Annotated in this window: 11 protein-coding genes; 7 read left to right on the top strand and 4 right to left on the bottom strand. The window is 71.5% G+C overall.

The features are described 5' to 3' along the window. Positions 1-149: 149 nt before the first annotated feature. Positions 150-1,388 (bottom strand): Na+/H+ antiporter NhaA, encoded by a 1,239-nt coding sequence (gene nhaA / locus ACFWI8_RS34950; RefSeq protein WP_387099909.1) that lies wholly within the window; start codon positions 1,386-1,388, stop codon positions 150-152. Positions 1,389-1,646: 258 nt separating this feature from the next. On the opposite strand from nhaA, the gene ACFWI8_RS34945 reads away from it, so the two are divergent. After that, positions 1,647-6,077 carry a DUF6531 domain-containing protein gene (locus ACFWI8_RS34945; protein ID WP_387099904.1) on the top strand — a complete coding sequence of 1,477 codons (4,431 nt, stop codon included), beginning with the start codon at positions 1,647-1,649 and terminating at the stop codon, positions 6,075-6,077. An 11-nt stretch (positions 6,078-6,088) separates the two neighbouring features. After that, positions 6,089-6,853: a barstar family protein gene (locus tag ACFWI8_RS34940; protein WP_387099901.1), complete on the top strand. Its 765-nt coding sequence runs from the start codon at positions 6,089-6,091 to the stop codon at positions 6,851-6,853. 154 nt (positions 6,854-7,007) lie between these two features. Here ACFWI8_RS34940 and ACFWI8_RS34935 read toward each other — a convergent pair whose 3' ends face one another. After that, positions 7,008-7,808: a TIGR04222 domain-containing membrane protein gene (locus tag ACFWI8_RS34935; protein WP_387099898.1), complete on the bottom strand. Its 801-nt coding sequence runs from the start codon at positions 7,806-7,808 to the stop codon at positions 7,008-7,010. Positions 7,809-8,117: 309 nt separating this feature from the next. On the opposite strand from ACFWI8_RS34935, the gene ACFWI8_RS34930 reads away from it, so the two are divergent. Further along, the gene (locus tag ACFWI8_RS34930; RefSeq protein ID WP_387099907.1) at positions 8,118-8,867 is read left to right on the top strand and encodes a rhamnogalacturonan acetylesterase; all 750 of its coding nucleotides are present in this window, start codon (positions 8,118-8,120) and stop codon (positions 8,865-8,867) included. On the opposite strand, the gene ACFWI8_RS34925 is transcribed toward ACFWI8_RS34930, so the two are convergent. After that, positions 8,848-9,069 (bottom strand): hypothetical protein, encoded by a 222-nt coding sequence (locus ACFWI8_RS34925; RefSeq protein WP_387099895.1) that lies wholly within the window; start codon positions 9,067-9,069, stop codon positions 8,848-8,850. The genes ACFWI8_RS34930 and ACFWI8_RS34925 overlap by 20 nt on opposite strands. A gap of 312 nt (positions 9,070-9,381) precedes the next feature. On the opposite strand from ACFWI8_RS34925, the gene ACFWI8_RS34920 reads away from it, so the two are divergent. The 4 genes from ACFWI8_RS34920 (at position 9,382) to ACFWI8_RS34905 (ending at position 11,365) form a co-directional block, all read left to right on the top strand. After that, a complete protein-coding gene (locus tag ACFWI8_RS34920; RefSeq protein WP_387099892.1) occupies positions 9,382-10,209 on the top strand; it encodes a Scr1 family TA system antitoxin-like transcriptional regulator in 828 nt (275 codons plus the stop codon). Continuing rightward, entirely contained in the window at positions 10,209-10,421 is a 213-nt protein-coding gene (locus ACFWI8_RS34915; RefSeq protein ID WP_387099890.1) for a DUF397 domain-containing protein, read from the top strand. Before ACFWI8_RS34920 ends, ACFWI8_RS34915 begins: the two co-directional genes overlap by 1 nt. Next, positions 10,418-10,819, top strand: a complete 402-nt coding sequence (locus ACFWI8_RS34910; protein WP_387099887.1) for a hypothetical protein — start codon at positions 10,418-10,420, stop codon at positions 10,817-10,819. Before ACFWI8_RS34915 ends, ACFWI8_RS34910 begins: the two co-directional genes overlap by 4 nt. Before the next feature lie 66 nt (positions 10,820-10,885). Beyond that, complete coding sequence (locus tag ACFWI8_RS34905) at positions 10,886-11,365, top strand: hypothetical protein (RefSeq protein WP_387099884.1); 480 nt, start codon at positions 10,886-10,888, stop codon at positions 11,363-11,365. Positions 11,366-11,806: 441 nt separating this feature from the next. On the opposite strand, the gene ACFWI8_RS34900 is transcribed toward ACFWI8_RS34905, so the two are convergent. Continuing rightward, the coding region (locus ACFWI8_RS34900; protein WP_387099881.1) for an ABC transporter permease at positions 11,807-12,390 on the bottom strand (584 nt) is incomplete at its 5' end.

The following is a 12,390-nucleotide window of genomic DNA, read 5'->3' as shown; positions in this document are numbered from 1 at the left end:
GCGGCCGGCCCGGCGGAGCCGAGAAGGGCGGGTGGGTGGGGGAGCCCTGTCCTCACCGGCGGATGGCCGCCGCGCCGTTGCGAGCCGGCCGGCGGCCAGTCCGGCGGAGCCGGGAAGGGCGGGGTGGGTGGGGGAATCCCCCGTCGCCGTCAGTCGGCGTCGGTGGGCGGTGCCGCCGCCAGGCGGCGGCGGTGGCGGCGGCCGCGCAGCGTCAGCACCGTCGAGGCGACGATCGCCGAGATGATCGAGCCGATGAGGACGGCCGCCTTCACGTGCTCCTCGAGAGCCGGCTGGTCGGCGAAGGCCAGCTCCGCGATCAGCAGTGAGACCGTGAACCCGATGCCCGCCAGCATCGCGCCGCCGGCCACGTCGGCCCAGCCCAGCGCCGGGTTCAGCCGCGCCCGTGTGAACCGCGCCGTGAGATAGGTCGCGCCGAAGACGCCGATCGTCTTCCCGAGGAAGAGCCCCGCGACGACGCCCAGCGGTTCCGGCTCGGTCACCATGTCGGCCAGGATCCCGCCGGAGATCGGCACCCCGGCCGCGAACAGCGCGAACAGCGGCACGCACACGCCCGCCGAGATCGGGTGGACCAGGTGTTCGACCCGCTCCGCCGGCGACTCCTTCTCGAACTCGCCCGCCGTCACCCGCAGCAGCATTCCCATCGCCACCCCGGCGATGGTCGCGTGCACCCCGCTGTTGTACATCAGCACCCAGATCGCCACGGCCAGCGGCACGTAGACGTACCAGCCGTGCACGTCACGCCGGTGCAGCAGAGAGAAGACCAGGAGACCGACCAGCGCCCCGGCCAGCGCCCACAGGTTCAGCGTCGACGTGAAGAAGATCGCGATCACCATGATCGCGATCAGGTCGTCCACGATCGCCAGCGTCAGCAGGAACGTCCGCAGCGCCGACGGCAGGTTCCGCCCGACGACGGCCAGCACACCGAGCGCGAACGCGATGTCCGTGGCCATCGGCACGGCCCAGCCGCCGAGGTCGCCCCCGCCGGAGGCGGCGAACGCCACGTAGATCAGCGCCGGCACCGCCATGCCGCCGACCGCCGCGACCACGGGGAGCAGCGCGGCGGCGGGCCGTCGCAGCTCGCCGACGACCAGTTCCCGCTTGAGTTCGATGCCGGCGACGAAGAAGAACACGGCGAGCAGCCCGTCCGAGGCCCAGTGCCCGACGGACAGCTCGAGACCGAGGAAGGGGATGTCCAGGTGGTGGTCACGGAGCGAGAAGTAGCCGTCACTCACCGGAGAGTTCGCGAGGATCAGGGCGATCGTGGCGGCGACGATCAGCATGACGCCGCCGGACACCTCAAGCCTCAGGTACTCGGCGATGGAGCGGCGGTTGCGCGTGTCCTCAGCGCTCGACTTGAACGACGGCAGCACGAAGAGTGGCCCTTTCGGGTCGACGACATCACCCGCCGACCAGACTTCCCGGCACACCTTCGACGCTGTGGTAACCGGTCGACCGGTTCCTTTACGCCGCCCTAACACCGTACCTGCTCGGACGTGATCTCGCTCCCCCCGGCCCGGCGCGTGCGCTGGGGCCAAGCTGTCGAAGAGCTGTGACAGAACTGCCGTACAAGCTGGTCGACCCTGGTACGTGACAGGGGTTGGTCCGGTTCCGGGGGTGTTTTCGCGGTGGCACGGCCGTCCGACTGGAGTCCGGTCGACATGGACCGGGACCCGACGCCCGGAGACCCGGACGAGGTCCGTACCCTCGCCGACTCGCTCCAGACGTTCGCGGACGACGTCGGCGAGGCGCTCGGCCGCATCAGGGGGATGGCCGAGGACCGGGCCGTCCTCGACTGGGCGGGACTGTCCGCTGAAGCCTTCCGCTCCGAGTTCGACGGGGTGCCGCCCAACCTCCAGAAACTCCAGACCTCCTACGACATGGCCGCCCAGGCCCTCCAGACGTACTGGCCGAAGCTGGAGACCGCTCAGGGCATGGCGGACCGCGCGTTGGACCGGGCTATCGCCGCCCAGGCCGACCTCTCCACCGCCCAAGCCGCGCTCACCGACGCCCAGGACTGGGTCTCCCGCGCCGGTGACGAGGCCGAACGTCTGGAGCGCGAGGGGGAACGCGAGAACGTCGAACCACCCTCCGAGGCGGAGGTGCGCGCCGCCACCCGTGATGCCACGGCCGCCAACGAGGCCGCGAGTTCCGCCCAGTCCCGCGTCGACAGCACCGAGGAAGCCCTCTCCGCCGCGCGTCAACTCGCCCTCGACGCCAAGGAGCTGCGGGAGGAAGCGGCCCGCACCTGCGCCTCCGAGATCGACGCGGCCTCCGACGCCGGCATCCAGAACCGGCGGTGGTGGGAGGACGCCATCCACTGGGTGTCCGAGAACTGGGACACCATCGTCGAGATCTGCAAGGTCGTCGTCGCCGTCCTCGGCATCGTCGTCATGATCATCGGCGGCCCTCTCGCCTGGGTCGTCCTCGCCGCCGCGCTCGTCGTCCTCGCCGACACCCTCTACGACTACGCCAACGGCCGCGCCTCCCTCTGGGACGTCGCCTTCGCCGCCCTCGACTGCATCCCCGGCATGAAGGGCCTCACCACCCTCGGCGGCCTCGCCCGCGGCATGCGCTCCCTCGCCACCACCGGACTGCGTGGACTGCGTCAGGGCGCGCTCGGCCTCGGCCGGCGCACCCGGGGCGAGGGCATCCCGATGAACGGCCGCACCGCGTGCGGCGACCCCGTGGACATGGCCACCGGCGAGCTGCTGATGTCCGCCGTCGACATCGAACTCCCCGGCGTGCTGCCACTCGTGATCGAACGCCACCACATCTCCTCCTACCGGGACGGCGGTTGGTTCGGCGCATCCTGGGCCTCCACCCTCGACCAGCGCATCGTCCTCGACGAGTACGGCGCCCGGCTGCTGACCGCCGACGGCATGACGCTGCTCTACCCCAGGCCGCTGCCCGACGCGCCCGTGCTGCCGGTCGAGGGCCCGCGCTGGGAACTGAGCTGGGACGGCGGCCCCGGCACCCCCCTCGCCGTGCACCAGCCGGAGGCCGGCCGCACCCTGCACTTCGCGCCCGTCCCCGGCCGCCCGGGCAACACCCTCCCCCTGGCGGCCGTCACCGACCGCAACGACAACCGCGTCGACGTCCGCTACGACGAGCACGGCGCGCCGACCGACGTCGTCCACTCCGGCGGCTACCACCTCGGCATCACCACCGACCACGGCCGCGTCACCGAACTGCGCCTGCTCAACGACCCAGACCGGCCCACCCTGTTGCGCTACGGCTACGACGCCGCGGGACTGCTCGCCGAGATCACCAACTCCTCCGGCCGGCCCCTCACCTTCACCTACGACGCGCACTACCGGCTCGCCCGCTGGGAGGACCGCAACGGCTACTGGTACGCGTACGAGTACGACGACGAGGGCCGCTGCGTCTTCACCACCGGCACCGACCGCGCCCTCGAATACCGCTACCACTACCAGCCGGCCGCCCACCGCACCGTCGCCGTCGACTCCCTCGGCCACTCCACCGTCTACCAGTTCAACGACTGCTACCAACTGATCGCCCAGACCGATGCGTTGGGGCACACCTCCCGCCACGACTGGGACCGCTACGACCGCGCCGTCGCCACCACCGACCCGCTCGGCCGCACCACCACCCACGAACTCGACGACGAGGGACGGATCGTGGCCGTCATCCGCCCCGACGGCCTGGCCACCCGCTACGAGTACAACGAGCTCGGCCTGCCCACCGAGATCACCGAACCCGACGGCTCCGTCTGGGGCCACGCCTACGACGCCGCGGGCAACCGCACCGTCGTCCTCGACCCCGTGGGCAACCGCACCCGCTACACCCACGACACCCACGGCGGACTGGCCACCGTCACCGACGAGTCGGGCCGCACCACTCGGGTCCGCTGCGACGCCGCAGGCCTGCCCGTCGCCGTCATCGACCCGACGGGCGAGGTCACCCGGTACCGGCGCGACGCCTTCGGCCGCCTCGTGCGGGTCACCGACCCCCTCGGCGCCACCGCCACCACCAGCTACTCGCCCGAGGGCAAGCCGCTGCGCCACACCGACCAGGTCGGCGGCGTCCAGACCTGGACCTGGGACGGCGAGGGCAACTGCCTCAGCCACACCGACGAGAACGGCGGCGTCACCTCCTACGAGTACGGCGCCTTCGACCTGCCGAGCGCCCGCGTCGACCCGGACGGCGCCCGCTACACCTTCACCCGCGACACCGAGCTGCGGCTCACCCAGGTCGTCGGCCCCCACGGGCTCACCTGGGACTACGCCTACGACGACGCCGGCCGGCTGATCGCCGAGACCGACTACGACGGCCGCACCGTCACCTACCGGCACGACGCCGCCGGGCAGCTCGTCGCCCGCGTCAACGCCCTCGGCCAGACCGTCGCCTACGAACGCGACGTCCTCGGCCACATCACCACCAAGACCGCCGAGTCCACCGCGACCACCTACGCCTACGACCCGCTCGGCCAGCTGACGCGCGCCGAGTGCCCCGGCGCCGAGGTCGTCATCGTCTACGACCGACTCGGCCGCATCACCTCCGAGGGCGTCAACGGCCTCACCGTCGACCAGACCCACGACGAACTCGGCCGCGTCCTCACCCGCACCACCCCCAGCGGCCACACCAGCAGCTGGAGCTACAACGCGGCCGGCGACGCCGTCTCGTTGACCACCGCGGGACGCACCCTCACCTTCGACCGCGACCCGCTCGGCCGCGAGACCGCCCGCCGCCTCGACGACCGGTTCGCCCTCACCCAGACCTGGGACCCCGCCGGCCGCCTCACCGGACAGCGCCTCGACGCCGCCGGCCGCCAACTGCGGCAGCGCGCCTTCGCCTACCGGCCCGACCACTACCTCACCGCCGTCGCCGAAAGCCATCTCGGCGCCACCAGCTACCAGCTCGACCCCGCCGGCCGCGTCACCGCCGTCACCGCCCCCGGCTGGACCGAGCACTACGCCTACGACGCGACGGGACAGCAGACCGAGGCCGCGTGGCCCGACGCCCTCGCCGCCGACGCCATCGGCGACCGCGCCTTCGACGGCACCCGCCTCACCCGCGCCGGCGGCGTCCGCTACGAGTACGACGCCACCGGACGCGTCACCCTGCGCCAGCGCACCCGCCTCTCCCGCAAGCCGGAGAGCTGGCGCTACGAGTGGGACGCCGAGGACCGCCTCACCGCCGTCACCACCCCCGACGGCACCCGCTGGCGCTACCACTACGACCCGCTCGGCCGCCGCATCGCCAAGGAACGCCTCGACGCCGACGGCGGCGTCGTCGAACGCACCGACTTCGTCTGGTCCGGCACCACCCTCGTGGAACAGACCTCCACCGGCGGCCCGCACGGCAGACTCGCCACCCTCACCTGGGACTACCAGGGCGAACTCCCCGTCGGCCAGACCGAGAGCTCGCTGCGCGGCGAGATCGACCGCCGCTTCTACGCCATCGTCACCGACCTCGTCGGCGCCCCCACCGAACTCGTCGACGAGACCGGCACCATCGCCTGGCAGGCCCGCCGCACCCTGTGGGGCCACTCCGCCCACCCCGACGCGACCACCGCCACCCCGCTGCGCTTCCCCGGGCAGTACGCGGACGACGAGACCGGCTGGCACTACAACCTGCTCCGCCACTACGACCCGGCCGTCGCCCGCTACACCAGCCCCGACCCGCTCGGCCTCACCCCCGCGCCGCACCACTACGGCTACGTCCACAACCCGCACACCTGGAGCGACCCTCTGGGCCTGGCGGCCCACCCGCCGACCAGGCTGTCCGACGGGCACCGTATGCCGGGGTCGATCGTCCGCGAGTACGACAACATCCGGATGGGCCAGGGCACCCCCCGTATCGACCCCAACACCGGTCGGCAGACTATCCATCGTGCCGATCAGGTGCCGCCGCGCCAGCGGGATCAGTGGCGCGGCTCACTGGAATGGGATGTGCCCGGGACCGATCACCGCATTCTCGAACGCCCGGACGGTCGCCTCGGCTACGTTCTCAACCACGACTACAGCAGTCCGTTCCTCTTCCCCGCCCCCTGGTTCCCGGACGGCGGGGTGCTGCCCAGACGACTCCGCGTGTGAGGCTGATCGTCATGACCTACCTGCTTCGTCACGAGGAAGCCGGCCCGGCGCTGGCCACGGCACGCGAGCTGACGGGTTTCTTCACCGCGCCCCAGGAGGGGGAGAGCGAACAAGAGCCCGGCGGCTGGCGACCGTTCCAACTGCTCGGCTGCGTACTCGAACCGGAGCTGACACAGCTCCTCGACCATCCACGCCGCCGCGAACTCCCCAACGTCGACGTGGTCATCCTGGCCGACACAGGCCAGCCCATCGGCGCCTACTACGTGGGCGGGCCCACGGTGCTCGCCCAACACCCCACCACCGACGGCTCAGTCGACCTCCTGCTGAACGGCTACTTCTTCCGCTACCCGAACCTGGCGGCCGGCCCCGTGTGGGCGGAGTGGCGCCGCGCCTTCCCGCCCGCCCCCGGTGGCTGGGCCACTGGCGGCCCGGAACACCGCGCCGGCTGGTTGGAGGCCATCCGGGTGCACGCCACGACAGTCGGCCGACCCCGCCCCGACGACCGGCCCGCCGGCACCAGCTACGAGCTGGCCGGCGGGGCCGTCACCGACCCCCCGGCCTTCTACTGCGCCCTCGGCGAGGCGATCAACGGCCCGGCCGGCTACTTCGGCGGCAACTCCGACGCCCTCCGCGACTGCCTGGCCGGCGGCTTCGGCGCCCGCGTCCCGTTCCGGCTCGTCTGGCACGACTTCGCGGTGGCGCGCCGGTCCCTGCCCGATCTCGACCGCCTCCTCGAACCCCTCCTGGCGGCCGGCGTGGAGATCGAACAGCGTTAGCTGCCGCTTCGCTGCCGCCGCGGCCACGGCACCTCGCCGCGTTACGCCGCGCCGCGGAGCGGCCTGTCGGGCGCTGCCCGCTGCTGCCCATGTGCGGCTGCGCCGCGTCCGACGCCGTGGCCTGATCCGCAACGACCGACCGGGCAGGATCTACCTAGCTGCCCCCGCCGCAGCCGCCCCCACCGCCGCCGCCTCCGCAGCTCGAACTGCCGCCGGCGTCGGCGTTGAACGCGCTACCACAACCGCTGCCGGCGTAGTGCCCATAGCCGGTGCCCGAGCCAAACCGGACCCGGTGCCCCCGCCGACGCTCCGGCTGCCGGACGACGTGGAACCGCTTCTTCCGCCGCGCCCTCAGCAGCGCGTCGTGGCCCGCCCGCGTCAGCCGGCCGCCGCCGAGCGAGCGGCCGGCCACGAACAGCGCGCCCGCGCCGGCGAACGCCGCCGGCACGGCGGCGAACCACGCCACGTCCGTCACCAGCAGCACCCCGGTCATCCCGAGCGCCGCCACCAGACACACCACGTCGTGCACGCGGCCCGCGAGCCGCCACGTCTCGTACCGCGTCAGTTCCAACAGAAGGCCACGCCTGGTCAGTTCGTCGCTCACCGCCCAGACGGCGTCCGAGGTCACGAGACCGACCATGACGTCTTCACGGGAAGCGGTCCAGTCGGTGCCGAAGCGCGCGAGGAACTCCCGCTCCAGATCGTCGTCCGCCACCGGCCGCAGCACCCGCAGGCGGTCACCGGCGAGCCTGACCCGCTCCTTCTCCCGCATCACCCGCACCACCGCGTCGGCCACCGCCTCGGGACCGCCCGAGAGAAACGCCAACTCGTAGGCGCCGCGCGCCGAACCGCTCCCCTTCACCGGCGGCTCCCGCCTGGCCCACGCCCGCGTCGCCACGAGCCCCGCCAGACTCGCCACGACGCTCCCCACCAACACGACGATCACGACCCCCACGCCGCACCCCCTGCGCCAGAAACCCCCACTTCTGCCCTTTTCCTTCCCCTTGCCCGCCGGCCGACCCGCCGCCGGCCCAAGTCCAGAGCTACATCTGAGCTTTCCCCCGGCGGCCACAAACCCTTTCTGCCGATGGGGCCTTGCCCGCCGGAACCATTGACGTGGACTCGGGTCACTCCTACCGTCAACCGGGTCTTCGCCCTCCTGCAAGCGCTTGCTCCACCACCCGGGAGAGGGGCTCTCGTGATCGGGACCACCAGGACCACCCGCCGTGCCGTGATCGCTTCCCTGGCCGCCCTGCCGCTCGGCCTGGTCGCGGCCCCGACCGCCCTCGCCGCCCCCCGAGAGGACAACCGCCCGGTGCCACGCACCCTCTACATCGCCGGCGACTCGACCGCCGCCCAGAAGTACGTCGCCGCCGCACCCGAGACGGGCTGGGGCATGGCCCTCCCCTTCTTCCTGGGCCGTGGGCTCACGGTGGCCAACCACGCGATGAACGGCCGGAGTTCGAAGAGCTTCGTCGACGAGGGCCGACTGACCACCATCCTGGCGTCGATCTGCCCCGGGGACCTGCTCCTGGTCCAGTTCGCCCACAACGACGAGAAGATCGAGGACCCCGCGCGGTACACCGAACCCTGGACCACCTACCAGGAGTACCTGAGCCAGTACCTCGACGGCGCCCGGGAACGCGGCGCGCATCCGGTGCTCGCCACCTCGGTGGAACGCCGCCGCTTCGACGCCGAGGGCAACGCCGTCCCCACCCACGGCGAGTACCCGGCCGCGATGCGGGCGTTGGCGGAACGGGAGCGCGTCCCGCTGCTCAACATCCAGGAACTCTCCCTGGCCCTCTGGCAGAAGCTCGGCGCCGAGGAGACCAAGCGGTACTTCAACTGGACCGCGACCACGCAGGACAACACCCACTTCAGCCCGTTCGGCGCCATCGAGATCGCCCGCCTCGTCGCCGGCCGCCTCGCGGCCCAACGCGTGTTGCGACCGGGCGACGTGCGCCGTCTCGACGACGAGATCCCCGAGTCCTGGATCACCTGGCCGGCGGGCTGAGCGGAACGAAGCGGTAGGGGCGCGTGACGTGCGCCCGGTAGTCATGGTGCTCGGGATACTCCCTCAGGTGTGCCACGGCCCACTCGGACCCGTCATCCGACCGCTCCGACCTGCGGCTGAACAGGCCGCAGGAGAGGCACTGCATCGCGAACCTGACGGGCTCCGCGTCGGGGGAGTCGTCGGGACCGAAGAGGTGCGTCACCCGCGACCCCCACTCTTGATAAGCAGGTTCGATTCGCTCTCGGCATTGACCCGTCTGACCTTGTCCCTGAGCTCCCCGTGCTCACTTTCCGCAGCGGGGCACTCCGTGGGTTCGGGGTCTCGAACGGTTTCCTGATCACCATCTGTCATCTCGACGCCTGCCTCTGTCGGCGCCGCCGTCAACCCCGGCGAGCACGCGGTGTGTTCCAGCGATCACCAAAGTGGCACAGTGGCGCGCGGAATCCCGGGGCTTGACGGGCTGTGCGCAAGTCGGCGTCAGCTGCCCTGAACGCTGAAACGGGAGGTCACGGCAGTGGATGAGACGCCCGAGCCTGAGCGCTTGAACCCGCTCCAGCGGTTCGGCCGCGACGTCAGGCAGGTCCGCCTCGCCCGCAATCTCACGCAGAAGAACCTGGGCCGGGCGACGGGCTACTCCGAGGCGTACGTGAGCAGAGTCGAGGCCGGGAAGATGCTGCCTCGCCCGAGCGAGCGGTTCGCCACCGGCTGCGACACCGCGTTCGGCACCGGTTCGCTCTTCACGGACCTGCTGCGGAGGATCGACGACGGAGACCACCCGTCGTGGTTCAGCCCCTACCTCGACCTGGAGCGGAAGGCGTCCCGGATACTCGACTACTCGTCGAACCTCGTGATGGGCGTACTCCAGACCGAGGACTACGCGCGGGCCACGTTCCAGGTGGCACGCCCCAAGCCGGAGGCGGAGTCGGTGGCCGGCAAGGTCGCCGCGCGACTGCGCCGCCGCGAGGTGTTCGACCGGCCCGCGCCACCTCTGCTGTGGGTCATCCTGCACGAGTCGTGCCTGCGAACGGTCGTGGGCAGTCCGCAGATCCTGGCCGGACAGCTCGACTACCTTCTGACGGCCGGGACTTCGCCGTACATCCAGCTCCAGGTGCTGCCGTTCGCCGCCGGTGCCCCCGTTCCCCACATGAAGTCGTTCACGCTGCTGTACTTCACGGGCTCTCCCACAGTGCTGTACACGGAGACCAGGGTGGGAGGCCGGATGCACGACCCGGCCGAGACCGTCGCGTCAGCCCTCGATGACTATGATCTGCTGAGGGCGCACGCGTTGTCCCCAGACCGATCGCTCGCCATGATCGAACGGCTGCTGAAGGAGCTTCGCTGATGAGCGCCACGTGGAATCTCTCCGCCGCGGAATGGATCCGGTCCTCCCACAGCGACGGCGGCGGGGGGCAGTGCGTCGAGTTCTCCCGCACGTTCGCGCCGGTCGGCGCGATACCCGTGCGGGACTCCAAGTCCCCGCAGGGGCCGGCCCTGATATGTGCCGCCCGCGGCTGGGTCGCCTTCGTCTCCGCCGTGCGGAGCGGCGCGCTGTGACCGCCGTGACCCGGCTGGTCACGCACGCCGAACTGGACGAGGCGGACACGAACGCGCGGCAGCTCTCGGTGTCGGCGCGGCTGGAGGCCGCCCTCGCGGACGGCCGAAGCGTCGTGCTGCTCGACGATCGCGGCTGGAGTTCCTTCCTGTCCGGCGACGGCGCGGACATCCGGGAGTGGGCCTCAGCCGAGGACATCGCGGACACGGCCCGGATGGTGGTCGGCCCGGACGGCCCGTTCGACGGGCAGACCGAGGAGCAGGCGGAGGCCGCCCACTGGGCGGCGCTGGCCGACATCCTCAAGCGGCACGGCGTGGACACGGCCGGCCCGGAGCTGGCACGGCTGCCGCACGACGTCACGTTCGGCGAGCGCCTCCGCGCGTGGCTGGCCGGCGCCTGAGGCGAGCGGCTCGTTCCCTCGTACGGGCGATGGCGCCCCGCGAAGTTTCAAAGTAGTTTCAAAGTTATGAGCGCGCAGAACTCCGCCGTCAACTTTTCCGAGCTCGTCAACAAGAACAAGCAGACCCTCGCCAGGCTCCAGGACTCTCCGCGCCTGTTGTTGCGCCGCAGAGACGGTGAGGACCTGGTGCTGACCACGGCGAGCAGGGCGGAGCAGGACCAGACCGTCGTCTCCGCCGCGACCCGCATGCTCATGGCCATCGCACGTCGCGATCCAGGTGGTGTCTCGCTGCTCCTCGACATACTGCCGGAGGCCTTTCCCTGGGTCCGCTTCCTCCCCGAGGCCGACCTGCACGCGTTCGCCGTCGAACTCGTCGACACCATGCGGGCCGCCGACTCCGTCACCAACGGCGCGGCGGTCGCCCAACTGCTTGTCGCGTGGCAGCACACGGCCGAGGTGTACTCCGATCCCGAACTGTTGGCGGCGCTGACCAGAGATCACGGATCCGACTACGGGCCGGCTCCCGACCCCAGGTCCGTGGCATGAGTGTGGGGCGCGGAGATCGCGCCGCACCGCCGGCCGTGGATGGGCAGTGGGAGGTGCGATTCGCCGACGCGGCCTCGGCCAAGGGGTGGGAGAGCCTGGCACGGCAAGCCCGCGAGAACACCTATCGCGCCTGGATCACCATGCGCACGGATCCACGTCCGTCCCGGGAGACATCCCGCCACCACCGGCTGAAGGGCAAGTTGGCCCACGCATCCATCGAGGACAGACCTGCGAGCAGTGGCAGATCGAGGTGACGGGGGGCGGCCGTGTCTGGTACCTGGCTGACACCGCCCGCGCCACCTGCTGGATCACGTTCGCCGGAACCGGGCACCCACGCGCCACGGACCGCTGAGCCGCGCCGAGCCGGGGCACTGAACGCCGACGGGCGGCGTACTCCGACGTGGTGTCGGGGTACGCCGCCCTGGGGCGCGGTCACGGGGCTTACCTCGGGTCGCGGTTGAAGACCGACGTGGACCAGAGGTAGCCGAGCACCGCGAGGGCGAGGCACCAGGCGGTGGCGAGCCAGGCGTTGTGGCCGATCTCGGTGCCGAGGAGGAGGCCGCGGAGGGTTTCGATGGCGGGGGTGAAGGGCTGGTATTCGGCGATGGGTTGGAACCAGCCGGGCATGGCGTCGACGGGGACGAAGGCGCTGGAGATGAGGGGGAGGAAGATCAGTGGCATGGCGTTGTTGCTGGCGGCTTCGGCGTTGGGGCTGATCAGGCCCATGCCGACGGCGATCCAGGTGAGCGCGGTGGCGAAGAGCGCGAGGAGTCCGAGGGCGGCGAGCCATTCCAGGGCGGTGGCGTCGGTGGAGCGGAAGCCGATGGCGAGGGCGACGGCGCCGACCAGGATCACGCTGGCGACGCACTGCAGGACGCTGCCGACGACGTGGCCGACGAGTATCGAGCCGCGGTGGATGGCCATGGTGCGGAAGCGGGCGATGATGCCCTCGGTCATGTCGGTGGAGACGGAGACGGCGGTGCCGATGGTGGTGGAGCCGATGGTCATCAGCAGCAGGCCGGGCA

Origin of the sequence: Streptomyces sp. NPDC127098 (assembly GCF_042722465.1) — a bacterium.
Lineage (GTDB): Bacteria > Actinomycetota > Actinomycetes > Streptomycetales > Streptomycetaceae > Streptomyces > Streptomyces millisiae.
This window is presented reverse-complemented; position numbering and strand designations above follow the sequence as displayed.

Bases quoted from the DNA above. Each gene is read 5' to 3' on its own strand.
- ACFWI8_RS34915 (WP_387099890.1), top strand. From the start codon at position 10,209: ATGAGCGCCACGTGGAATCTCTCCGCCGCGGAATGGATCCGGTCCTCC.
- ACFWI8_RS34905 (WP_387099884.1), top strand. From the start codon at position 10,886: ATGAGCGCGCAGAACTCCGCCGTCAACTTTTCCGAGCTCGTCAACAAG.
- ACFWI8_RS34940 (WP_387099901.1), top strand. From the start codon at position 6,089: ATGACCTACCTGCTTCGTCACGAGGAAGCCGGCCCGGCGCTGGCCACG.